This is a genomic window from uncultured Pseudoflavonifractor sp., from assembly GCF_944387805.1.
In the GTDB taxonomy this organism is placed as follows: domain Bacteria; phylum Bacillota; class Clostridia; order Oscillospirales; family Oscillospiraceae; genus Pseudoflavonifractor.
Genome location: NZ_CALXGI010000013.1, coordinates 40,769 through 63,249, shown reverse-complemented (window position 1 = coordinate 63,249; position 22,481 = coordinate 40,769). Strand labels below are relative to the sequence as shown.

The 22,481-nt window shown below is 62.5% G+C and carries 19 protein-coding genes; 11 read left to right on the top strand and 8 right to left on the bottom strand.

The features are described from left to right. Nucleotides 1–117 precede the first annotated feature (117 nt). Together nifU and nifS are read right to left on the bottom strand one after the other, a co-directional pair. A complete protein-coding gene (gene nifU, locus Q0K06_RS05680; protein WP_294549737.1) occupies nt 118–555 on the bottom strand; it encodes a Fe-S cluster assembly scaffold protein NifU in 438 nt (145 codons plus the stop codon). Between the two features lie 18 nt (nt 556–573). Continuing rightward, complete coding sequence (nifS, locus tag Q0K06_RS05675; RefSeq protein ID WP_294549734.1) at nt 574–1,767, bottom strand: cysteine desulfurase NifS; 1,194 nt, start codon at nt 1,765–1,767, stop codon at nt 574–576. 250 nt (nt 1,768–2,017) lie between these two features. Here nifS and Q0K06_RS05670 point away from each other — a divergent pair, with 250 nt between their 5' ends. After that, entirely contained in the window at nt 2,018–3,154 is a 1,137-nt protein-coding gene (locus Q0K06_RS05670) for an AI-2E family transporter (protein WP_294549730.1), read from the top strand. 224 nt (nt 3,155–3,378) lie between these two features. On the opposite strand, the gene eno is transcribed toward Q0K06_RS05670, so the two are convergent. The 5 genes from eno to Q0K06_RS05645 form a co-directional block, all read right to left on the bottom strand. Next, nucleotides 3,379–4,683 carry a phosphopyruvate hydratase gene (gene eno, locus Q0K06_RS05665; protein WP_294549728.1) on the bottom strand — a complete coding sequence of 435 codons (1,305 nt, stop codon included), beginning with the start codon at nt 4,681–4,683 and terminating at the stop codon, nt 3,379–3,381. Between the two features lie 311 nt (nt 4,684–4,994). Further along, nucleotides 4,995–6,515 carry a 2,3-bisphosphoglycerate-independent phosphoglycerate mutase gene (gene gpmI / locus Q0K06_RS05660; protein ID WP_294549726.1) on the bottom strand — a complete coding sequence of 507 codons (1,521 nt, stop codon included), beginning with the start codon at nt 6,513–6,515 and terminating at the stop codon, nt 4,995–4,997. A gap of 251 nt (nt 6,516–6,766) precedes the next feature. Next, entirely contained in the window at nt 6,767–7,540 is a 774-nt protein-coding gene (gene tpiA, locus Q0K06_RS05655; RefSeq protein ID WP_294549724.1) for a triose-phosphate isomerase, read from the bottom strand. A 589-nt stretch (nt 7,541–8,129) separates the two neighbouring features. Then, the gene (locus Q0K06_RS05650) at nt 8,130–9,401 is read right to left on the bottom strand and encodes a phosphoglycerate kinase (protein ID WP_294549722.1); all 1,272 of its coding nucleotides are present in this window, start codon (nt 9,399–9,401) and stop codon (nt 8,130–8,132) included. Beyond that, a complete protein-coding gene (locus Q0K06_RS05645; protein WP_294549719.1) occupies nt 9,398–9,889 on the bottom strand; it encodes a tRNA (cytidine(34)-2'-O)-methyltransferase in 492 nt (163 codons plus the stop codon). The genes Q0K06_RS05650 and Q0K06_RS05645 overlap by 4 nt, the downstream gene beginning before the upstream one ends. A 288-nt stretch (nt 9,890–10,177) precedes the next feature. Here Q0K06_RS05645 and proB point away from each other — a divergent pair, with 288 nt between their 5' ends. From proB to Q0K06_RS05630, 3 genes are all read left to right on the top strand, one after another. After that, a complete protein-coding gene (proB, locus tag Q0K06_RS05640) occupies nt 10,178–10,999 on the top strand; it encodes a glutamate 5-kinase (protein WP_294549716.1) in 822 nt (273 codons plus the stop codon). Nucleotides 11,000–11,052: 53 nt separating this feature from the next. Then, nucleotides 11,053–12,297 (top strand): glutamate-5-semialdehyde dehydrogenase, encoded by a 1,245-nt coding sequence (locus tag Q0K06_RS05635; protein WP_294549713.1) that lies wholly within the window; start codon nt 11,053–11,055, stop codon nt 12,295–12,297. Nucleotides 12,298–12,421: 124 nt separating this feature from the next. Continuing rightward, nucleotides 12,422–12,820: a hypothetical protein gene (locus tag Q0K06_RS05630; RefSeq protein ID WP_294549710.1), complete on the top strand. Its 399-nt coding sequence runs from the start codon at nt 12,422–12,424 to the stop codon at nt 12,818–12,820. A gap of 70 nt (nt 12,821–12,890) precedes the next feature. Here the strand turns inward: Q0K06_RS05630 and Q0K06_RS05625 are convergent, their stop codons facing one another. Further along, entirely contained in the window at nt 12,891–15,524 is a 2,634-nt protein-coding gene (locus Q0K06_RS05625; protein ID WP_294549708.1) for a cation-translocating P-type ATPase, read from the bottom strand. A gap of 454 nt (nt 15,525–15,978) precedes the next feature. On the opposite strand from Q0K06_RS05625, the gene Q0K06_RS05620 reads away from it, so the two are divergent. The 7 genes from Q0K06_RS05620 (at nt 15,979) to Q0K06_RS05590 (ending at nt 22,478) form a co-directional block, all read left to right on the top strand. Beyond that, entirely contained in the window at nt 15,979–16,818 is an 840-nt protein-coding gene (locus Q0K06_RS05620) for a DNA adenine methylase (RefSeq protein WP_294549702.1), read from the top strand. Further along, entirely contained in the window at nt 16,808–18,073 is a 1,266-nt protein-coding gene (locus tag Q0K06_RS05615) for a transcriptional regulator (RefSeq protein ID WP_294549699.1), read from the top strand. The genes Q0K06_RS05620 and Q0K06_RS05615 overlap by 11 nt, the downstream gene beginning before the upstream one ends. Before the next feature lie 146 nt (nt 18,074–18,219). Next, a complete protein-coding gene (locus tag Q0K06_RS05610; protein ID WP_294549696.1) occupies nt 18,220–20,145 on the top strand; it encodes an NAD(+) synthase in 1,926 nt (641 codons plus the stop codon). A 148-nt stretch (nt 20,146–20,293) separates the two neighbouring features. Continuing rightward, nucleotides 20,294–20,722, top strand: coding sequence for a hypothetical protein (locus tag Q0K06_RS05605; RefSeq protein WP_294549694.1), 429 nt, complete (start codon nt 20,294–20,296; stop codon nt 20,720–20,722). After that, nucleotides 20,656–21,285, top strand: coding sequence for a hypothetical protein (locus Q0K06_RS05600; RefSeq protein WP_294549692.1), 630 nt, complete (start codon nt 20,656–20,658; stop codon nt 21,283–21,285). The genes Q0K06_RS05605 and Q0K06_RS05600 overlap by 67 nt, the downstream gene beginning before the upstream one ends. Nucleotides 21,286–21,321: 36 nt before the next feature. Then, nucleotides 21,322–21,885 carry a chromate transporter gene (locus Q0K06_RS05595; RefSeq protein WP_294549689.1) on the top strand — a complete coding sequence of 188 codons (564 nt, stop codon included), beginning with the start codon at nt 21,322–21,324 and terminating at the stop codon, nt 21,883–21,885. Further along, entirely contained in the window at nt 21,882–22,478 is a 597-nt protein-coding gene (locus Q0K06_RS05590; RefSeq protein WP_294549686.1) for a chromate transporter, read from the top strand. The genes Q0K06_RS05595 and Q0K06_RS05590 overlap by 4 nt, the downstream gene beginning before the upstream one ends. Nucleotides 22,479–22,481 lie beyond the last annotated feature (3 nt).

The window sequence follows — 22,481 nt, the reverse complement described above, 5'->3', positions numbered from 1 at the left end:
CTATCGGGGAGTCCTTTTTTTGTCCATAGCTATAAGCTCTTTATCCACTGGCAGACCCAGTGGTTCTTTAAGCAAGACAAACAGGACGGAAGGCCGTTGGCCTTCCGTCCTGTTCTTTTAATGCTCGTGTCCGCAGCCGCCGCAGCATCCGCTGCAGGCAAAGCCCTCCACAGTCTCCGGGTCCACACCCTGCTTCTTGTAGTAGTCGGCCAGGGCCGCCTTGATGGCCTCCTCGGCCAGCACGGAGCAGTGGAGCTTGTGTCCGGGCAGGCCGTCCAGGGCCTCAGCCACCGCCGCGTTGGTCAGCTTCATGGCCTCAGACACCGGCTTGCCCTTGATCATCTCGGTGGCCATGGAGGAGGACGCGATGGCCGAACCGCAGCCAAAGGTCTTGAACTTCACGTCAGTAATCACGTCGTTGTCAATCTTCAGGTACATCTTCATGATGTCGCCGCACTTGGGGTTGCCCACCTGGCCTACGCCGTCGGCGTTGGGAATCTCACCCACGTTGCGGGGGTGCTCAAAATGGTCCATAACCTTCTCGGAATACAGCATATCTTTTCTCTCCTTTTCTCACTCGTCCAGGTCCCAGGTGGGGCGGCCGGTCTCTTTGTCCCACACGGGGGACATCTCACGCAGGTACTGTACTGCCTTGGGCACCTCGTGAAGGATGGCTTCCACATCCTCTTCGGTGGTCTCCCGGCCCAGACTCAGGCGCAGGGAGCCGTGGGCAATGGCGTGGGGCAGGCCGATGGCCAGCAGCACGTGTGAGGGGTCCAGGGATGCGGAAGAGCAGGCGGAGCCGGAGGAGGCGCAGATGCCCGCCCGATCCAGCTGGAGCAGCAGGGCTTCCCCCTCCACGCCCTCAAACACCAGGGACGCGGTGCCGGGGAGCCGGTGGTCCCGGGGGCCGGTGACCCGGGCGTAGGGCAGGGCGGACAGGCCGTCCAGCAGCTTGTCCCGCAGCCCGGACAGGCGGCGGCTCTCCTCCTCCAGGCCGTCCACCGCCTCCCGAAGGGCGGCGGACAGGCCAACGGCGGCGGCCACATTCTCCGTGCCCGACCGGCGGCCCTTCTCCTGTCCGCCGCCGTGGATGAGGGGCGGCAGCCGGAGGGGCTTGCGCATGTAGAGCACGCCGATGCCTCTGGGGCCGTAGATCTTGTGGCCGGAGAGGGACAGCAGGTCTACCTTCCAGTCCTCCACGTTGACCGGGATATGTCCCACAGCCTGGACGGCGTCAGTGTGGAAGAGCACTCCCGCCTCCCGGGCGATGGTTCCAATCTCGGCGACGGGCTCCACGGTGCCAATCTCGTTGTTGGCCGCCATGACGGAGATGAGGATGGTGTCCGGCCGGATGGCCGCCTTGACGGCGGCGGGGTCCACACGGCCCTGGCTGTCCACCGGGACATAGGTCACCTCATAGCCCTGCTTCTCCAGCCACTGGGCGGTGTGCAGCACGGCATGGTGTTCGATGGCGGTGGTAATGATGTGCTTTCCCTTCTTCTGCCGCAGCTCGGCCACGCCCTTCAGGGCCCAGTTGTCCGCCTCGGTGCCGCCGGAGGTGAAGTAAATCTCCTCGGGTCTGGCCCCCAGGCAGGCGGCGATCTCCGCCCGGGCCTGCTCCAGGTCGCTCTTGGCCTCCTGGGCGAAGCGGTAGAGACTGGAGGGGTTGCCGTACCGCTGCTGGAAGTAGGGTGTCATGGCCTTCAGGGCCGTATCGGAAAGGGCCGTGGTGGCCGCATGGTCGGCATAGATCAATCTGGTCATGGATATACTCCTCTCAAAGGTTGATTTCTCAATCCTTATAATTCCTATATGTTTACTATGATTATAAGAATCCATTCGCCAAAAGTCAAGTCCTTTCGAAAATTTTCTTTTTTCCGGCGGAGGCCCAGAGCTGTCGGTCTTCCTTTGCTCCTTATTCTCCTAATCTTAACCAAACTTTAATTGACTTGCTCTGCGCGTCAATGGTATATTGAGTTTACCCTTGAAAATCCTTCCGACTGGAGCGGATAGAATGGATAAAAAATTGTTTAAAAGCATTCTACTGATTATTACCTATGCAGTTCTTTTAGTGCTCTTTATTATCCAGTTTAACGAGGTGCGCAGTCTGTTCTGGACTGTACTGGGCCTGTTCCAGCCCCTGTTTATCGGCTTTGCCATCGCCTTTGTGCTCAACCGGCCCTGCCAGCTCTTTTCCCGGCTCTACGACCGGGCACTGGGCGGCACAAAGGCGAAAAAGTTCTCCCGGCCTCTGGCGGTGGCCAGCTCTTATCTCCTGCTGTTTGTGCTTATTATCGCCTTCTTCTCCCTGGTGCTTCCCAAGCTGGTGGACAGCATTCAGCTCTTTCTGAGCAGCATCAACGGTTATATGCTCAACATCCAGCGGTGGCTCAACCAGCAGGAGTGGCTGACCCCGCTCTTCACCTCCCTCCATCTGGAGAATCTGGACCTCTCCAACTTCAGCGACCTGATTAAGGGCGCTCTCACCGGCGTGATGGACACTCTGACCACCGCCGTGCCCCAGCTGCTGACCATCACCAGCAATATCATCTCCATTGTGGTCACCGGCTTCCTGTCCATCATCTTCTCGGTGTATATGCTCTCAGGCAAGGCCACCCTGCTCTCCCAGTGCCGCCGGGTGCTCAAGGCCTATGCGCCGCCCAAGGTGGAGGCCTGGGTCACCGACGTGGTCCATCTGACTGCCAACACCTTCACCGCTTTTGTCAGCGGTCAGCTCATTGAGGCCTGCATTCTGGGCGGCCTTACCGCCCTGGGCATGCTCTTTATCCAGGCCGACTACGCCCCTCTTATCGGCGTCATTGTGGGCGCCACCGCCCTCATCCCCATGGTGGGCGCCTTTCTGGGCGGCGCAGTGGCCGCCGTGCTGCTGGTCATGGTCTCTCCGCTGAAAACGCTGATTTTTCTCATCTTCCTTGTGTGTCTTCAGCAGTTTGAGGGCAACGTCATCTATCCCCGCGTGGTGGGCAGCAACGTTGGCCTGCCCGCTATCTGGGTGTTGGCCGCTGTCACCGTGGGCGGCGGACTGTTCCAGTTCGTGGGCATTCTGGTCAGCGTGCCGGTGGCCTCGGTGCTGTACACCCTGCTCCGCCGGGATGTGCACCGCCGGCTGGGGGAATCCCAGATTGAATAAAGAAAAGCAGCGCGCTCTCAGGAGCGCGCTGCTTCTCTTCCGGGCAATATAAAAAACGGGGCCGCTGCCATTTGGCAGCGGCCCCTTGCAGGCTTTGTCACGCTTCGCCTGTTTGCAACGGTCGGCTTCCTTCGCCTTGGGCGCAAAACAGGTCTGCCTGAGTCCCTTCGGTTTCTCGCCCTCCGGTCCAGCCGCCCTGCTCTCGGCGGCTCAGCGCTTCTTTCTTACTTCTTCAGGTTGAAGAAAGCGTCCTTGCCCAGGTACTGAGCCACGTCGCCCAGCTCCTCCTCAATGCGGAGCAGCTGGTTGTACTTGGCCACACGGTCGGTACGGCTGGGAGCGCCGGTCTTAATCTGGCCGGCGTTCATGCCCACCACGATATCGGCAATGGTGGCGTCCTCGGTCTCGCCGGAGCGGTGAGACACGACGGCGGTGTAGCCGGCGCGGTTGGCCTTCTGGATGGTGTCCAGAGTCTCGGTCAGGGTGCCGATCTGGTTGACCTTGATCAGCACGGAGTTGGCCACGTGCAGATCCAGACCCTTCTGCACGCGCTCGGAGTTGGTGACGAACAGGTCGTCGCCCACCAGCTGGACGCGATCGCCCAGGGCCTTGGTGAGCATGCCCCAGCCTTCCCAGTCGTCCTCACCCATGCAGTCCTCCATGGAGATGATGGGGTAGTTGTCGGCGAACTTCTTCCACATGTTGACCATCTGCTGACGGGTCATGGTCTTGCCGGCCTTGGGCAGGGTGTAGGTGCCGTCCTCCTTGTTGTACCAGTCGGACACAGCGGCGTCCATAGCGATCATGAAGTCCTCGCCGGGCTTATAGCCGGCCTTCTCGATGGCGGCCACGATGCACTTGAAGGCGTCCTCATCCTTCTTCAGGTTGGGGGCATAGCCGCCCTCGTCGCCCACGCCGGCGGCGGGGGTGCCGTTCTCCTTCAGCACGCTCTTCAGGGTGTGGAACACCTCGGCGCACATACGGAGGGCCTCATGCCAGCAGCAGGCGCCCACGGGCATGATCATAAACTCCTGAATGTCCACGTTGTTGGTGGCGTGAGCGCCGCCGTTGAGGATGTTCATCATGGGCACGGGCAGAACCTTGGCATTGACGCCGCCAATGTAGTTGTACAGGCTGGTGCCCAGGCTCTCGGCAGCGGCCTTGGCGCAGGCCAGGGAGGCGCCCAGAATGGCGTTGGCGCCCAGACGGGACTTATTGGGGGTGCCGTCCAGAGCGATCATGGCCTTATCGATGGCCACCTGATCCAGGACGTTCATACCCACCAGGCACTCGGCGATCTCGGTGTTGACATTCTTCACGGCGTTGAGGACGCCCTTGCCCTGGTAACGGCTCTTATCGCCGTCGCGGAGCTCGCAGGCCTCATAGATACCGGTGGAAGCGCCGGAGGGCACGCTGGCGCGGCCGACAGTGCCGTCCTCCAGGTAGACCTCGACCTCCACGGTGGGGTTGCCGCGGCTGTCCAGAATCTCACGGCCCAGAACATCAACGATCTCGATAATCTGCTTCATGTTCAAAAACTCCTTTCATTTTCAGGAACACGGCTCCCGGCGCTTTTTCCGCCGGACCGCTATCTGTCAGGGCGGCATGGCCGCCCGAACATACAAAGTGCAGCCCTTTCAGGCCTCGATCAGGGTATTGCCGTCCATCTCGGCGGACTTTTCAAGGCGTCCCAACCGGCTTCGCCGGCCGGGGACCCCGTTTTTCACTTCCCGCTGCCCGAAGTGAATCCGGTCAGCGTCAAGGTTTTCCGCTCCGCGCAAAACCCTTGGACGGCCCCAGGGCCGGTCCGCCTTACGGCGGGATGGCCCTTGAAAAGCGCTCAGGCCTCGATCAGGGTATTGCCGTCCATCTCGGCGGGCTTTTCAAGGCCCATCAGGTCCAGCATGGTGGGGGCGATGTCGGCCAGGCGGCCGTCGCGCAGCTTCACATTGGCGCCCACGATGCAGAAGGGCACCGGGCTGGTGGTGTGGGCGGTGTAGGGGGTAACCCCGTCGTCGTCCAGCATCCGGTCGGCGTTGCCGTGATCAGCGGTGATAAGAGCCACGCCGCCCATCTTGCGGGTGGCCTCCACAACCCGGCCCACGCACTCGTCCACAGTCTCAACGGCCAGGCGGGCTGCCTCATATACGCCGGTGTGGCCCACCATGTCGCAGTTGGCAAAATTGAGAATGATCACGTCGTAGTTGCCGCTCTCGATGCGCTTCACCGCCTCATCGGTGACCTCATGGGCGCTCATATCGGGCTTGAGGTCGTAGGTGGGCACCTTGGGGGAGGGGATCAGGCAGCGGTCCTCGCCGGGGAATACCTGCTCCACACCGCCGTTGAAGAAGAAGGTCACGTGGGCATATTTCTCAGTCTCGGCAATGCGCAGCTGGGTCAGACCCAGGCGGGAGATATACTCACCGAAGATATTCTTCAGCTCGTGGTGGGGGAAGGCCACCGTCACATTGGGCATGGTGGCGTCATAAGAGGTGGTGCAGACATAGGTCAGGGGGAAGAAGCCCTTTTTCCGCTCAAAACCGTCGAACTCAGGGTCAACCAGGCTGCGGGTAATCTCCCGGGCCCGGTCGGGGCGGAAGTTCATAAACACCACGCTGTCGCCGGACTTGATGACCGCGTCCTTGCAGCAGATAACAGGCTCCACGAACTCATCGGTAACGCCGGCATCATAGGACTTCTGCACGGCGGCCACGGGATCGGCCTCAAAGGGGGCCTCGCCCAGCACCAGCGCGTCATAGGCCTTGACCAGGCGCTCCCAGCGCTTGTCCCGGTCCATGGCATAGAAACGGCCGGAGATAACGCCGATATGGGCGTTGCCCAGCTGGGCGCACTTCTCGGCCAGCTGCTCCACGTATCTCTTGCCGGAGGAGGGCGGCACGTCACGGCCGTCCAGGAAGGCGTGGACATAGACGTCCTTCACGCCCTGCTGCTTGGCCATATCCAGCAGCGCAAAAATATGGGTGATGTGGCTGTGGACGCCGCCGTCGGACAGCAGGCCCATCACGTGGAGGGCATGGCCCTCCTGCTTGGCGTTCTCCATGGCCCGCAGGTACTCGGGGTTCTGGAAAAAGTCGCCGTCCTTGATGGACTTGGAGATGCGGGGCAGGTCCTGGAACACCACGCGGCCGGCGCCGATATTGGTGTGGCCCACCTCGGAGTTGCCCATCTGCCCCTCAGGCAGGCCCACATCCAGACCGGAGGCGGACAGCTTGCTCATCGGGTTCTCGGCAAACAGCTTGTCCAGTACAGGCTTGCGGGCGTTGGCGATGGCGTTGCCCTTGGTCTCGCTGCGGAGACCATAGCCATCCATAATAATCAGAGTAGTCGGTGTTTTACTCATAAATAACCTCAGTTCCTTCAGGTAAGATAAGAGGAGTGAATGCGGGACTGTCCCGTCATGCTCTGCCTCCTCTTGTCACGCTTGGCGCCTTGTGGCTGCTCAGCGCTTCCCATCACGCTTTGCCCGCCTCGCGGCCGGGGTGCCTTCCCTCCGTCCCGTGCCAGCCCTGTCCCGCCTTCTCTGGCGGCGTGTCAGGGCTTTGGTCCTCGCTCCGGTCCAGTCTCCCCCGTCCGGCGGCTCAGCGCTTCTTCTTACTCCTGATTGGCAGCGTTGACAATGGTGGTAAAGTCAGCGGGCTTCAGGGAGGCGCCGCCGATCAGGCCGCCGTCGATGTCGGGCTGAGCCAGCAGCTCAGCGGCGTTCTTGGCGTTCATGGAACCGCCGTACTGAATGGTGACGGCGCGGGCAACCCGGGCGCCGTACAGCTTGCGGATGACCACCCGGATGCTCTCGCAGACCTCGGCGGCCTGCTCGGCGGTAGCGGTCTTGCCGGTGCCGATGGCCCAGATGGGCTCGTAGGCGATGACAACGTGGCGCATCTTGTCGGCGGGCACGCCGGCCAGGGCGGCCTTCACCTGGTAGGCAATCAGCTCCATGGTGACGCCCAGCTCGCGCTGCTCCAGGCTCTCACCCACGCAGACGATGGGATACAGGCCGGCCTCCAGGGCGGCGTGCACCTTCTTGTTGACGGTGAAATCCGTCTCATTGTAGTACTGGCGGCGCTCGGAGTGGCCGATGATAACATACTTCACACCCAGCTCCTTGAGCATCTCGGCGGAAACCTCGCCGGTGTAAGCGCCGTGGGACTCGTAGTGGCAGTTCTCAGCGCCGATGGCGATGCGGCTGTCCTTGAACAGGCGCACAGCGGCAGGAATATTCACATAAGGCACACAGAGGACAACCTCGCACCACTTGGGCTTGCCCAGCATGGGCTTAATCTCCTCGGCAAAGGCCTTGGTCTCGGTCAGGGTCTTATTCATCTTCCAGTTTCCGGCAATGATGGTCTTCCGGTAGCGGTGGTTCATTACTGTTCAATCCTTTCCATATATGTGGCGCTTTACGCAGGCAGCGCGCCGGACTGGCTGCGCCCTGCGGAAATCAAACGATTGCCTGATTTTAGGCGTCCAGCAGGCAGGCCTCGTCGGAGCAAGCTTTGTATCTCTCGCTTCCGCCCTTGGGCGAAAGCTCAATCACTCCGCTGCTTCTCCTCTCCCCACCGAACCCGCTTCGCTGGGCTTCGGCGGGGCCCCCGAAAGGGCAGCTCCTTGCCCTCCATGAACTCCAGGGAGGCACCCCAACGGAGTAAGTCTCCGTTGGGGACCCCATTTGATTTCACTTTCTCGGGCGAAATGAATTCGCCCTGCGGCAAGGTTTGCTGCGCAAACGCTTGGACGCGCCTTTGGCGCGGCTCGCTCGCGCTCGCGCGGCGGCGCCTTTGCGGATAATTAGGCGTCCAGCAGGCAGGCGACGCCGGGCGGCGTCGCCGCAAGCTCCATATCCCTCGCTTCCGCCTTACGGCGAAAGCTCGCTCATTTCGCTGCGGCTCCTTTCCCCACGAAACCCGCTTCGCTGGGCTTTCGCGGGGCCCCCGGTGGAGCTGCCCGGTTCGGAGGTTTAGGCGTCCAGCAGGCAGGCCACGCCGGGCAGCTCCTTGCCCTCCATGAACTCCAGGGAGGCACCGCCGCCGGTGGAGATGTGAGTCATCTTGTCGGCATAACCCAGCTGCTGCACGGCAGCCGCGCTGTCGCCGCCGCCGATGATGGTGATGGCGTTGGTCTCGCTCAGGGCCTTGGCCACGGCCTCGGTGCCCTTGGCGAAGGCGGGGAATTCAAATACGCCCATGGGGCCGTTCCAAATCACGGTGCCGGCGTCCTTCACGGCGTCGCAGTACAGCTTCACAGTCTCAGGACCGATGTCCAGGCCCTGCCAGCCGTCGGGGATCTCGCCGGTCTTGACCACCTTGCTCTCCGCGTCGGGCGCAAAGGCGTTGGCCACCACAGTGTCCACAGGCAGGAGCAGCTTAACGCCCTTCTCGGCAGCCTTCTTCACCATGTCGTTGGCGTAGGACTCCCAGTCGGCCTCCAGCAGGCTGTCGCCCACCTTGCCGCCCTGGGCGGCGGAGAAGGTATAGGCCATGCCGCCGCCGATGATGACGGTGTCGGCAATCTCCAGGAGGTTGTTGATAACGCCGATCTTGGAGGACACCTTGGAGCCGCCCAGAATAGCCACCAGGGGGCGCTTGGGGTTGGCCAGAGCGCCGCCGATGATCTCCAGCTCCTTCTGAATCAGGAAGCCGGACACGGCAGGCAGATAGTTGGCCACACCGGCGGTGGAGGCGTGAGCGCGGTGCACGGCGCCGAAGGCGTCGGACACAAAGACCTCAGCCATGGAGGCCATCTTCTTGGCCAGCTCGGGATCGTTCTTGGTCTCGCCCTTCTCGAAGCGGGTGTTCTCCAGCAGCATGATCTGGCCGGGCTGGAGGGCGGCGGCCTTGGCCATGGCGTCCTCGCCCACCACGTCCTTGGCCATGATGACGTCCTTGCCCAGCAGCTCGCTCAGGCGCTTGGCAACAGGGGCCAGGGACAGCTTAGCCAGGGACTTCTTCCACTCCTCCTCGGTGATGGAAGCGGGGTCCTTGCCCTTCTCGGCCTGCTTCTTCACATAGGAGTCGAAGGTGGCGACGGGCTTGCCCAGGTGGGAGCAGGCGATAACGGCGGCCCCCTGGTCCAGCAGGTACTGGATGGTGGGCAGCGCGGCGCGGATGCGCTTGTCATCGGTGATGGTGCCGCTGCCGTCCTTGGCCAGAGGCACGTTGAAGTCGCAGCGGAGGAGGACCTTCCTGCCGGCGACGTCGATGTCTTTTACGGTCTTCTTGTTGTAGTTCATACGAAAGCTCCTTTCATCTCTCCTTCCCCGGACAATCCGGGGAACTCTAACTGGCGCAATGCTTCGTAGGTCACTATGGCGGCGGAATTTGCCAGATTCAGGCTGCGCGCATCGGGACGCATGGGGATACGGATACACCGGTCCCGGTGGGCCTCACGAAAGGCCTGGGGCAGGCCCGCCGTCTCCTTGCCGAAGAACAGCCAGCATCCATCCCGAAACTCCGCCTCTGTATAGGGGCGGGGGGCCTTGGTGGTCATGAGCCACAGATCCTCCGCGCCGGTACGGGCGAAGAAATCCTCCAGGTTCTCATAGACCGTCAGGTCCACCATATGCCAGTAGTCCAGCCCGGCCCGCTTCACCGCCCGGTCTGAGATGTCAAACCCCAGAGGTTTGACCAGATGGAGACGGCTGTATGTGGCCGCACAGGTACGGGCGATGTTGCCGGTATTCTGCGGAATTTCCGGCTCAACCAGAACTAGATTTAGCATAAATCCGGCCCACCTCCCATTTACAGCGGTGTTATTGTACATCGAATCTCGCAGAATTTCAACAGCAAATACGTCGATAATCCCATAAAAATTCATTTTTTATTGAACAATTCCATGTTGTTTCGTCATCGCAGCGTTTTATGCTTTATAGTTGTGAAAAGTTGTGCTACAATATCGGCAGTAACAGGGCCGCGCTGCGCTTTGCTGTCAGGTAAAGCTATCCTGCCTCATATTAAGTTTCAGCTAAATTCCGCGTTTTTCCGCGGGTAAAATCATGGATTAAGGAGAATGAATGTGGAAACACAGACGCAACGCCTCCGAATTGTGGTGAAAGTGGGCACCTCCTCCCTCACCCACGACACAGGACGGCTGAATCTGCACAATATGGACCTGCTGGCCCGCACCCTCTCCGACCTAGAGGGGATGGGCCACGAGATCGTTCTGGTGTCCTCGGGCGCCATCGGCGTGGGCGCCACCAAGCTGAGCCTGAAGGAGCGGCCCAGGGAACTGCGGATGAAGCAGGCCGCTGCAGCCGTGGGCCAGTGCGCCATCATGCACCTGTACGACAAGCTCTTCGGGGAGTACAACCGGATGGTCGCGCAAATCCTGCTCACCGGCGAGGATGTGGACGCCCCCGTGCGGGCGGAGCACCTGCGCAATACCTTTGAATCCCTGCTGGAGCTGGGGGTCATCCCGGTGGTCAATGAGAATGACTCTGTCTCTTCTGCCGAGATTGAGACAGGCAAGTGCAAGGTGCTGGGCGACAACGACACGCTCTCCGCCATTGTGGCCCGGCTGGTGGGGGCCGACCTGCTGGTGCTCCTGAGCGACATTGACGGTCTCTACGACGCCGACCCCCACGGCAACCCGAACGCCCAGCTCATCCACCATGTGAATGCGGTGACCCCTGAGCTGCGCTCCATGGCCGGGGGCGCGGGCACCTGGCGCGGCACCGGCGGCATGCAGACCAAGCTCAACGCCGCTGAAATCGCCATGTCCGCCGGAATAGATATGGTCATCACCAATGGCGCCCGGGTGGAGGAGCTGTATGGCATTGTGGCCGGAGAGGACATCGGCACCCGGTTTTCCACCGGGAAAAGGGCGCCGTAATCTCTCCCTGTATTTTAAAATCTCACCGCGTGAGCGGAGAATGGGGAATCAATATGACAATTCTGGAATACCAGGGGCTGGCCGCCAAAACCGCCGCCCGGGCACTGTCCGTGGCGGGCACCGCCCGGAAAAATGAAGCGCTGGAGGCTATCGCCCGGGGGCTGCTGGACCGGCAGGAGGAGATTCTCTCCGCCAACGCCCAGGACCTGGCCGCCGCCCGGGAGAGCGGCATGCGCCAGTCCCTCCAGGACCGGCTGGCTCTGGATGAAAAGCGGATCGCCGGCATTGTGGAGGGGGTGCGGCAGGTGGCCGCTCTGCCCGACCCCATCGGTCAGGTGACCAAGATGGAGACGCGGCCCAACGGGCTCATCATCGGCCGCCGCCGGGTACCCCTGGGGGTCATCGGCATCATCTACGAGGCCCGGCCCAATGTGACGGTGGACGCCGCCGCCCTGTGCCTCAAGTCGGGCAACGCCGTCATCCTCCGGGGCGGCAAAGAGGCCCTTCACTCCAATATGGCCCTGACCGCCATCATGCGGGACGCCCTGGAAAAGGCCGGCCTGCCCATGGACTGCGTGTCCCTGGTTGCCAGCACCAGCCGGGAGAGCGCGGCCGAGATGATGGGCCTGACCGGATATCTGGACGTGCTCATTCCCCGGGGCGGCGCAGGGCTCATCCGCTCGGTGGTAGAGAACGCCCGGGTGCCCGTCATCCAGACCGGCGTGGGGGTTTGCCACGTGTACGTCCACGAGAAGGCCGACCTGCAGATGGCCGCCGACATTCTCTACAACGCCAAGTGCTCCCGCCCCTCGGTGTGCAACGCCGCCGAGTGCCTGCTGGTGGACCGGGCGGTGGCGGCCACCTTCCTGCCCATGGCCCAGGCCCGGCTGGCGGAGAAGCGCGTGGAGTTCCGGGGCTGTCCGGAGACCTGCGCCATTCTGCCCGACGCGGTGCCCGCCACCGCGGAGGACTGGGACACGGAGTACGGCGACTATATCCTGGCCGTCAAGGTGGTGGAGGACCAGGATGAGGCCACGGATTTCATCGCCGCCCACGGCACCGGCCACTCGGAGGCCATTGTCACCGCCGACTACTTTGCCGCCCAGCGCTTCCTGGACGAGGTGGACGCGGCGGCGGTGTACGTCAACGCCTCCACCCGCTTTACCGACGGCTTTGAGTTCGGTCTGGGTGCGGAAATCGGCATCTCCACCCAGAAGATGCACGCCCGGGGCCCCATGGGGCTGGAGGAGCTGACCAGCTCCAAGTACATCATCTACGGCACAGGACAGGTGCGGTGAACATAGGCTGGAAGGGACGGTACTCCCGTCTCTTCCAGCTTTTTTGTGCCGCCGCCCGCCGCCCGATTACCAGGTACATACGCCGGAACTGGGCGTATGAATTTTGCTGAGAGGCGGTACTGTTATGGAACACACCCAAGAAGCGTGCGCCAAGCGGCAGCATGTACAGATAGGCGCCCGGGACGGGCTGCTGGTGCACTGTCTGGGGAGCATCCCGCCGGCCGCCGGCGGCTGCGTGGCGGAATTTTCCTTCACCCTGCCCGCCGTTCCGCCCGACACCCGCACCGCCGTGGCCATCACCCTGCTGGAGCTGGACCAGGAGGGCCGAGCCTTTCCCCGCGGGATGCGCACCCTGCTCCTGCCCGCCCACCACGGCGCCCGGCCCATGGATGTCCAGGCGGAGGGAGTTCGGTTCATCCTTCCCGCCGAGCTGGATCTGAGCGGAGACGGCGTCCGCCGCCTGGTGGTCCAGGCCGAGTCCCAGTACGTGGATTTCCATGCCCGGTGCGACATGCGGGAATAACAAGCCGGGGTCCGGACCGCAGGCAATGCGGACCGGACCCCGGTTCATTTCATATCATATACTTTTAAGCTCAGCGGCCCTTCCTCAGGTCTCGAATGACCTTCCACACCTGGATGACAAGGGTGGGCGCAAAAGCCAGCCCCGCAATGGCCCCCGCCAGAGGCAGGGTGAGCGGCGCCACCTGGAACAGGCCGGTCAGGCCGGGGATGAAGAGCACTGCGGCCAGAAGCACCACGCCGGCCGCAAAGGCCCCAAGGCTGGCCTTGTTGGTGGTCAGGCCCAGGCGGAACAGGGAGGACTCGCCCCGGCAGTTGAAGCCGTGGAACAGCCGGGCCAGGGTCAGGGTGGAGAAGGCCATGGTCATAGCCAGGGCGTCCCCGCCGCTGTTCAGGCCCACAAAGAAGGCGGCCATGGTGGCGGCGGCGATGAGGGCGCCGTAGACCATAATGCGGGTAAGCAGGGAGCGGGTGAGAATGGGCTCCTTGGGGTCTCTGGGCTTCTGGTCCAGCAGCCCCTTCCCCGCCGGCTCCACGCCGATGGCGATGGCGGGCAGGGAGTCGGTGAGCAGGTTGATAAACAGCAGATGCACCGCCGCGAAGGGCATGGGCAGGTTGGCCAGAGAGGTGATGAGCACGCAGAAGATACCCGCCATGTTGCCCGAGAGCAGGAAGTTGATGGCGTTCTTGATATTGGTGTACACACCCCGGCCGTTGACCACTGCCTTGACGATGGTGGCGAAGTTGTCGTCGGAGAGGATCATGGACGCGGCGTCCTTACTGACCTCGGTGCCGGTGATGCCCATGGCCACGCCGATGTCGGCGGCCTTGAGAGCGGGGGCGTCGTTGACGCCGTCGCCGGTCATGGACACGATGCGGCCCTTCCGCTGCCAGGCCCCTACAATGCGGATCTTGTTCTCGGGGGACACCCGGGCATAGACCGAAATCTTCTCCAGACGCTGGTCCAGCTCCTGGTCGCTCATAGCGTCCAGCTCCACGCCGGACAGCGCCTCATCCCCCTCCCGGAAGATGCCCAGCTGTCTGGCGATGGCGGAGGCGGTGATCTTGTGGTCACCGGTAATCATAATGGTGCGGATGCCCCCCCGCTTGGCATCGGCCACGGCCTGGATGGCCTCGGGCCGGGGCGGGTCGATCATGGAGATGAGGCCCACAAAGGTGAACTCCCGCTCGTCCTCCAGGGTCAGGGGACGCACCGCCTCCAGCTCCTTGCAGGCGAAGGACAGCACCCGCAGCCCCTGCTGGGACAGTTCCATGTTCACCCGGGCAATCTCCGCCCGGCGCTCATCGGTCATCTCTACCTTACCCTGGCTGGTTAGAAGCCAGGCCGAGCGCTCCAGCAGCACGTCAATGGCGCCCTTGGTGTACATGGTGGGCACGCCCTCAATGTCGTGGAGGGTGCTCATCAGCTTCCGGTCAGAGTCAAAGGCCAGCTCGCTGAGCCGGGGGTGCTGCTTCCGGTAGAGCACCTCGTCCACACCGATGCGGTCGCCCAGCATCACCAGGGCCACCTCGGTGGGGTCGCCAATCTCGGTGCCGGTCTCCTTGTCGGTGGTGGCGTCGCTGGCCAGCAGGGCCTCTTTCAGCAGCAGGCGCTGCACGTCGTTGGCCAGGTCCAGGCGGTCGCTGTCCAACAGCATGCCGTCGGCGTAGAGCTTCTGGGGCGTCATCTTGTTCTGGGTCAGAGTGCCCGTCTTGTCCGAGCAGATGACCGACACCGCGCCCAATGTCTCTACCGCCTTCAGGTCCTTCATGATGGCGTTCTGCTTGGCCATCTTCTGAGTGCCCATGGCCTGCACGATGGTGACAATGGAGGACAGAGCCTCGGGAATTGCTGCCACAGCCAGCGCCACGGCGAACATCAGCGCGTCCAGAATGGGCTTTTGACGGTACAGGGCCAGGCCGAACACCAGCGCGCAGATGACCATGATGATAATGGCCAGCTTTTTGGAGAAGTTATCCAGGCTCTGCTGGAGAGGGGTCTTGCGCTGCTGGGTCTGATTCATCAGGGCGGCCACCTTGCCCAGTTCGGTGTCCATGCCGGTGCCGGTGACCACAAAGACCGCCCGGCCGTAGGTCACCAGGGAGCCGGAGAACACCATGTTCTTCCGGTCTCCCAGGGCCACGTCGGCCTGGGGGATCGCGCCGGCGGTTTTCTCCACCGCCTCGCTCTCGCCGGTAAGGGAACTCTCGTTGACCTTCAGGGAGTAGTTCTCCAGAATCCGGCCGTCGGCCACCACCATGTCGCCGGCCTCCAGCTCCACAATGTCGCCGGGAACCACCTGGGGCGAGGACACGGTGGTGCGGGCGCCGTCCCGTATCACCTTGGCGCTGGGCGCCGACATGGCCTTTAAGCTCTCCAGGGACTTCTCCGCCTTGAAGTGCTGCACCGTACCCAGCACGGCGTTGAGGATGAGCACCGCGAAAATGACGATGGTGCTCTCCGCCTCTCCGGTCGCCAGGGAGATAAGGGCCGCAGCGATGAGAATCATCACCATCAGGTCCTTGAACTGTTCCAGGAACACCTGGAGCACCGTCTTCTTTTTGCCCTCGCTCAGGGCGTTGGGGCCGTACTGCTCCAGGCGCCGCGCCGCCTCCGTCCCGGAGAGGCCCTGCTGCCGGCTGCTCTTCAGCTGGGAGAGGACCTGGCCGGACTCCAGCGTGTGCCAGAGCCGCTTTTCCGTATCCATGTCTGTCCACCTTCACTTTTATCTGTTATCTGTTATCTGTTGTCAGGAGGTAAATAAAATTTCCCGGGGTGAATTATACTACCCCTGTGTTGAGGGTGTCAATCCCCATACCTGCAAAATATGGAGATATTTTAGACAGCGATTTAGCCTTTCCTTCTAATTCATAGATTATTCACAAAGGCTTCATGATTTAGTCTTAATTATTGGTTATGATATAGCTGGATTCAGGAAGAAGAAACTAAAATCCTCCCAACACAACCAATCCCTCTCCAACACCTTTGCAGAACAACACACACCCAAAAAGCCCCGGCCGAAAGGCCGGGGCTTTTTGGTGCTGTTGCGGCAGTTTTTCCCGGGCCGGAGAAAAAAAGATTTGTGCGAAAAATAGAGGTACCCAAACAGGCGAACATGTGTTAGAGTATTAAGGTATTTTGTTTGAAAGGAGGAACCGGCCGTGGAATACATCGCCCATGCGGCCCCTGTGGTCAAGTGGGTGGGGGGAAAGCGGCAGCTGCTGCCTCAGATCCTCCCGCTAATCCCCAAGCGGATGACCACCTACTGCGAGCCCTTCCTGGGCGGCGGCGCGGTTCTCTTTGCCCTTCAGCCCAAACGGGCTCTGGTCAACGACCTGAACCAGGATCTGATGACGGTCTACCGGGTCATCAAGGAGAATGCCGACGCCCTCATCGAGCACCTGTCCCGCCACGAGAACACCCCGGAGTACTTCTACCGCATCCGGGACCTGGACCGGGACAAGGCGGCCTATGCCGCCCTGTCCGACGTGGAGAAGGCCTCCCGGCTGCTCTACCTCAACAAGACCTGCTACAACGGTCTCTTCCGGGTCAACGCCTCGGGGGCCTTCAACTCCCCCTACGGCCACTACCGCCGGCCCAATATCGTCAATGAGCAGACCATCCGGGGTGTGAGCCGGTACTTCAACTCCTGCGACATTACCTTTTTCAGCGGAGACTTTGCCGCCGTGCTGGAGCAGGTGCCCAAGGGCGGCTTTGTGTATCTGGACCCGCCCTATGACCCCGTGTCCGACACGGCCAGCTTCACCGGATACAACAAGGGCGGCTTCGGCCGGGAAGAGCAGGTGCGGCTCAAGGAGTGCTGCGACGCCCTTACCGCCCGCGGGGTGAAGTTCCTCCTCTCCAACTCGGCCACCCCCTTCATCCGGGAGCTGTACGGCTCCTACCGCGTCTCCCTTGTCCAGGCCCGGCGGGCGGTCAACTCGGTGGCCAGCCGCCGGGGCGCCATTGAGGAGGTGCTGGTGCGCAACTATGGGACTTAACGACAGCGCCTGGGAAGCCCTCTTTCAGAAGTATGACATTCTCAGCCGCATTGCGGCGGACGGACAGTTTTTTATCTCCGCCAACCAGATCAAGGAGTTCCGCGAGCCCCGGCTCATGACCAAGTTCGACCACCGGGTCAACCTGCCCGCCCTGTTCGCGGACAACGGACTGGCCATCCTGCCGGTGACCCGGGGGGATTATGTCATCGCCCCTTTTGCCGCCTACCACGACTTTGAGCCGCCCCGGGGCGCGCCCAGGCGGGTACGGCTCCCCGTGGGACTCCAGAGCCTGGCCCCCCGGTTCCTGGTCAGCGAGGCCATCGCCCTCAACTGCGCGGCGGCCTGCGGGATTCTGGAGGATTTTCTGGAGGACCATGCTGTGGTGCCCACAGTCAGCGGCCGCATGGGCTCGGGCCGCTTCTCCTTCTCCATTGACGTGCCCGGCGGCGCACGTGAGGTTGTGGTGAACAACGCCCAGATTGAGATTGACGCCGCCTGTGAGGGCCGCCGCTTTCTCTCCCTCTTTGAGGCCAAGCGGGACCTGGCCGACGATTTCCTGGTCCGCCAGCTCTACTACCCCTACCGGGTGTGGTCGGAGCGGGTGACCAAGCCGGTGAAGAGCGTGTTTCTGGTGTTCACCAACGGCGTGTTCCACCTGTACGAGTACCGCTTTGAGCAGCCGGAGCGGTACTGCTCCCTCCGCCTGGTGAAGCAGTGCAGCTATACTCTGACCACCGGCATCACCCGCTCGGACATTGGCCGGCTGCTGACCGCCGCCCCTCTCCTGCCCGAGCCGGAGATCTCCTTCCCCCAGGCCAACAGCATGGCCCGGGTGGTCAACCTGGCCGAGCTTCTCTCCGGCCGGGACATGACCCGGGATGAAATCACCGCCGAGTACGCCTTTGACGCCCGTCAGACCAACTACTACACTGACGCAGGCCGGTACCTGGGCCTGATGGAGAAGGACAGGAAGGACGGCGCGGTGTGCTTCCGCCTGACGTCCCTTGGGCGGCGTATCCTCTCCATGGACCTGCGGGAGAGGCAGCTGGCTCTGGCAAGCCAGATATTGGGCCACCGGGCCTTCCGGGAGACCATGCGTCTGTGCCTGCGCAGCGGGGAGATGCCCCCCGCCGGGGCTGTGGTGGAAATTATGAAGGCCTCCGGCCTCTATCATGTGGCCTCGGACAGCACCTACTTCCGCCGGGCTTCCACCATCATCGGCTGGCTCAACTGGATTCTGGACCTGACTGAGTAAGCCTGTTTTTCCCCTCTCCCCGCGCAGTGCTCCGGGGCAGTTTTTGTCCCTCCGGCAGGGGAGAGCGGTTGCAATCCCACCTGGATTGGGGTAGAATATGGTATTAAAATCGGAATTATATTTTCCTCGTCAAGGAGGTTGTTGATATGCGGGACGGATTTATCAAAGTTGCGGCGGGCACGCCTGAAATCAGGGTGGCAGACTGCCGCCACAACGCGGAGGCCTGCTTCACCCTGATGCGGGAGGCGGCCAAGCAGGGGGTCAAGGTGCTGGTTCTGCCCGAGCTGTGCCTTACCGGGTACACCTGCGGGGACCTGTTCCTCCAGGACACCCTGCTCCAGGGCGCGGAGGAGGCCCTTTCCACCGTGCTGGAAGCCACCCGAAATCTGGACATGGTCACTGCGCTGGGTCTGCCGGTGCGGAACAAATGGGACAACAAACTGTATAACTGTGCAGTAGTTATACACAGAGGAAATATTTTAGGCCTGGTTCCCAAGACTGCCCTGCCCAATTACGGCGAGTTCTACGAGGCCAGATGGTTTTCCTCCGGCCAGGGCGTGGACGCCTATGTCCCGCTGTGCGGCCAGGATACGGTCCTGTGCGCCCGCCAGCTCTTCGGCTGTGAGTCCATGCCCAACCTGGTCATCGGCGTGGAGATCTGCGAGGATCTGTGGGGCACCCAGCCCCCCTCCGGCCTGCTCTCTGCCTCCGGCGCCACGGTGATGCTCAATCTGTCCGCCTCCGACGAGGTGGTGGGCAAAGCGGAGTACCGCCGGGCCCTGGTTACCGGCCAGTCCGCCCGACTGGTGTGCGGCTATGTGTATGCCGACGCCGGCGAGGGGGAGTCCACCACCGACATGGTCTTTGCCGGACATAACCTCATCGCGGAAAACGGCGCCCTGCTGGCCGAGCGGCGCTTTGCCTGCGGCCTGACCGTCAGTGAAATCGATGTGGACCGGCTGGTGTACGAGCGGCGGCGGATGAACACCTATGTCCCCGCCCAAGAGGCCCCGGGGATTGGGCGCGTCGGCTTTGAGCTGGAGCTGGAGGAGACCCGGCTCACCCGCCGCTTCTCCCCCACCCCCTTTGTGCCGGAGGACAGTGCAGACCGGGCCGAGCGGTGCGACGAGATTCTGAAGATCGCCGCCCTGGGCCTGAAGCGCCGTCTGGAGCACACCCATGCCTCTGCCGCGGTGGTGGGCCTGTCCGGCGGGCTGGACTCCACCCTGGCCATCCTCATTGCCGCCGTGGCCATGAAGCTGCTGGACCGGCCCGCGTCGGACATCATTGCGGTGACCATGCCCTGCTTCGGCACCACCGACCGCACCCGGGACAACGCCGTGGAGCTGGCCGGCCGGCTGGGCGCCACCCTGAAGCGCATCGACATCGGCGAGGCGGTGAAGCGGCACTTCAAGGACATCGGCCAGTCCATGGACAATCACGACGTGACCTTTGAAAACGGCCAGGCCAGAGAGCGGACCCAGGTTCTGATGGACATCGCCAACCAGTGCGGCGGCCTGGTGGTGGGCACCGGCGACCTGAGCGAGCTGGCTCTGGGCTGGGCCACCTACAACGGCGACCACATGTCCATGTACGGCGTCAACGCCTCCATTCCCAAGACCCTGGTGCGCCATCTGGTGGCCTTTGTGGCCGGGGACAAGGTGGCGGAGGACCCCCGTCTGTCCCATGTGCTGGAGGACATTCTGGACACCCCCGTGTCCCCCGAGCTGCTTCCCGCCGTGGGGGGCGAAATTGCCCAGCGCACCGAGGACCTGGTGGGTCCCTACGAGCTCCACGATTTCTTCCTCTACTATATTGTCCGCTGGGGCTTCCCGCCCCGGAAGGTGTTCCGTCTGGCTGAGCAGGCACTGGGGGACCGGTACGACCGGTCTGTCATTCTCAAGTGGCTGAAAAACTTCTACCGGCGCTTCTTTACCCAGCAGTTCAAGCGCTCCTGTCTGCCCGACGGCCCCAAGGTGGGCTCGGTGACCCTGTCCCCCCGGGGCGACTGGCGGATGCCCAGTGATGCCTCTGCGCGGCTCTGGCTGGAGGAGCTGGAAACTCTGAACTAAACCGATCCTTCCCCCGCTGCCCGCCCTGGGGCCCGGAACCGGCAGAAAAATAAGGGAAAATTTTTGTGAACGGAATGGAATCTCCTTTCTCAATCGTATTATGGTCGAAACCCCCTGAGGGTTATCTCACAATACGGAGGGTAAGAAGATGAAAAAGGTATTGATTGGTACTCTGGCTGTGGTATTGGTTCTCACTGCGATCACCGCAGGCGCGTTTGCCGCTGGTCGGGGACACGGCAGCTGCTTTGTGGACGCTAACCGGGACGGTGTATGTGATAACTACGGCACCGCCCGCCATGTCACTGTCCATGGTTCAAACTATGCGGATATTGACAATGACGGCGTGTGCGACAACTGCGGCGCCAGTTACCACGGCTGCGGCCTGGGATTTGTGGACGCCGATGGCGACGGCCTGTGCGACAATGCTCCCTCCGGCGGTTGGGGCGCCGGCTGCGGCGCCGGCTGGGGGCACGGCGCCGGACTGTTGCGGCCGCCGCGGCCTGTCTGCTGGTGCTGCTGGGAGCCGGAGGGTATTACACCCTGCTGGTGCCGGTGTCCGCCATCAGCGTGGATGTGAACCCCTCCCTGGAGCTGTCCCTCAACCGGCTGGATCGGGTTATCTCAGTGCAGGGCTATAACCCGGAGGGAGAGGCCCTGGCCAGCTCTCTGGACGTGGCCTTCCAGCCCTACACCCAGGCGCTGGAGACAATTCTCTCCAGTGAAACCGTGTCCGCCTATCTGGCAGCCGACGGCACCGTGTCCATCACTGTGGCCTGCCGTGATCCGGATAAGAGCGCCCAGCTGCTCTCCGCCGCCCAGGCCTGCGCCCAGGGGGCCGGACGGGTGTACTGCCACGAGGGCAGCGGCGCAGAGGTGGAAGCGGCGCACCACGCAGGCATGTCGGTGGGCAAGTACCGGGCATTTTTGGAGCTTCAGGCCCTGGACCCCTCCATCACGGCTGAGGAGGTTCAGGCCATGTCCATGAAAGAAATCCGGGCCAGAATCGCCGCGCTCTCCTCCGGTGATGCCGTGACATCGTCCGACCAGCAAAGCCAGTCGTCATGCGGCGGCTCCGCCCACAATGGCGGCCAGGCCGGCCACCACGGCTACGGAAACGGCCGGCACCAGGCGCGCGAGTAAGCTGAACATATTCAATAACGGAAGAGGCTGAGTATTTTGAACCGCTATTTGGACCTGTTTTTAACCTTTGCCAAGCTTGGCGCCTGCACCTTCGGCGGCGGGTATGCCATGCTGCCCATTCTCCAGCGCGAGGTAGTGGAGAAGCGGGGCTGGGCCACTGAGGACCAGCTGGCTGATTACTATGCTGTGGGACAGTGCACCCCCGGTATCATCGCGGTGAACACCGCCACCTTTGTGGGGTACACCCAGGCCGGATGTCTGGGCGGCACCATCGCCACCCTGGGCGTGGTGTTCCCCTCTCTTGTAATCATCTGCATCATCGCCGCTTTTCTCCAAAACTTTGCCGAGTTCCCGGTGGTCATCCACGCCTTTGCCGGTATCCGCGCCTGTGTCTGCGCCCTGATCTTCTCCAGCGTCATCAAGCTGGCAAAGGGCTCGGTGGTCAATTGGTGGTCTGCGGTTATCTTCCTGGTGGTACTGGTGCTGTCCGCCTTTGTGGGGCTGTCTCCGGTGCTGCTGGTTGTTCTGTCCGGCGTGTGCGGCCTGGCCATCACCTCCTGCATCCGCTATCTGAACCGGGGAAAGGAGGCGGCGAAATGATATTCTTCCGCCTGTTCTACGAATTTTTTAAGGTAGGTCTCTTCGCCATAGGCGGCGGCCTGGCTACCCTGCCCTTTCTGCGCCACCTGGGCGATGTGACCGGCTGGTTCTCCGCCGCCGACCTGGCCAATATGGTGGCCGTGTCCGAGTCCACCCCCGGCGCCATGGGGATTAATATGGCCACCTACGTGGGCTTTACCATTGGCGGCCAGACCGGCCTGCCTGGCGGAAACATCGTGGGCGCGGTCATCGCCACCCTCGGCCTGGTGGCCCCCTCCATCCTGGTGATCCTCATCATCGCCAAATTCCTGCAAAAATTCCGCCAGAGCAGGGTGGTGGACGGCGTATTCTCCGGCCTGAGGCCCGCCTCCACCGGGCTCATCGCCGCCGCCGGCCTGTCGGTGGCCCAAATCGCTCTGCTCACCGGCGCGGCCTGGACGGGCTGGAACTCCCTCACCGCCATCATCAACTGGAAGGGCGTCATTCTGGCCGCCGCAATCTTTATCTGTATGCAGGTGAAGGCGCTGAAAAAGCTCCATCCCATCGTGTATATTGCCGCAGCTGCGGTTATCGGCGTGGTCTTCCAGTTCTGACTG

Excerpts from the sequence above, each read along its gene's own strand:
- nifU (WP_294549737.1), bottom strand. The coding sequence starts at position 555 with ATGCTGTATTCCGAGAAGGTTATGGACCATTTTGAGCACCCCCGCAAC.
- nifS (WP_294549734.1), bottom strand. The coding sequence starts at position 1,767 with ATGACCAGATTGATCTATGCCGACCATGCGGCCACCACGGCCCTTTCC.
- Q0K06_RS05670 (WP_294549730.1), top strand. The coding sequence starts at position 2,018 with ATGGATAAAAAATTGTTTAAAAGCATTCTACTGATTATTACCTATGCA.
- eno (WP_294549728.1), bottom strand. The coding sequence starts at position 4,683 with ATGAAGCAGATTATCGAGATCGTTGATGTTCTGGGCCGTGAGATTCTG.
- gpmI (WP_294549726.1), bottom strand. The coding sequence starts at position 6,515 with ATGAGTAAAACACCGACTACTCTGATTATTATGGATGGCTATGGTCTC.
- tpiA (WP_294549724.1), bottom strand. The coding sequence starts at position 7,540 with ATGAACCACCGCTACCGGAAGACCATCATTGCCGGAAACTGGAAGATG.
- Q0K06_RS05650 (WP_294549722.1), bottom strand. The coding sequence starts at position 9,401 with ATGAACTACAACAAGAAGACCGTAAAAGACATCGACGTCGCCGGCAGG.
- Q0K06_RS05645 (WP_294549719.1), bottom strand. The coding sequence starts at position 9,889 with ATGCTAAATCTAGTTCTGGTTGAGCCGGAAATTCCGCAGAATACCGGC.
- proB (WP_294549716.1), top strand. The coding sequence starts at position 10,178 with ATGAATGTGGAAACACAGACGCAACGCCTCCGAATTGTGGTGAAAGTG.
- Q0K06_RS05635 (WP_294549713.1), top strand. The coding sequence starts at position 11,053 with ATGACAATTCTGGAATACCAGGGGCTGGCCGCCAAAACCGCCGCCCGG.
- Q0K06_RS05630 (WP_294549710.1), top strand. The coding sequence starts at position 12,422 with ATGGAACACACCCAAGAAGCGTGCGCCAAGCGGCAGCATGTACAGATA.
- Q0K06_RS05625 (WP_294549708.1), bottom strand. The coding sequence starts at position 15,524 with ATGGATACGGAAAAGCGGCTCTGGCACACGCTGGAGTCCGGCCAGGTC.
- Q0K06_RS05615 (WP_294549699.1), top strand. The coding sequence starts at position 16,808 with ATGGGACTTAACGACAGCGCCTGGGAAGCCCTCTTTCAGAAGTATGAC.
- Q0K06_RS05610 (WP_294549696.1), top strand. The coding sequence starts at position 18,220 with ATGCGGGACGGATTTATCAAAGTTGCGGCGGGCACGCCTGAAATCAGG.
- Q0K06_RS05605 (WP_294549694.1), top strand. The coding sequence starts at position 20,294 with ATGAAAAAGGTATTGATTGGTACTCTGGCTGTGGTATTGGTTCTCACT.
- Q0K06_RS05590 (WP_294549686.1), top strand. The coding sequence starts at position 21,882 with ATGATATTCTTCCGCCTGTTCTACGAATTTTTTAAGGTAGGTCTCTTC.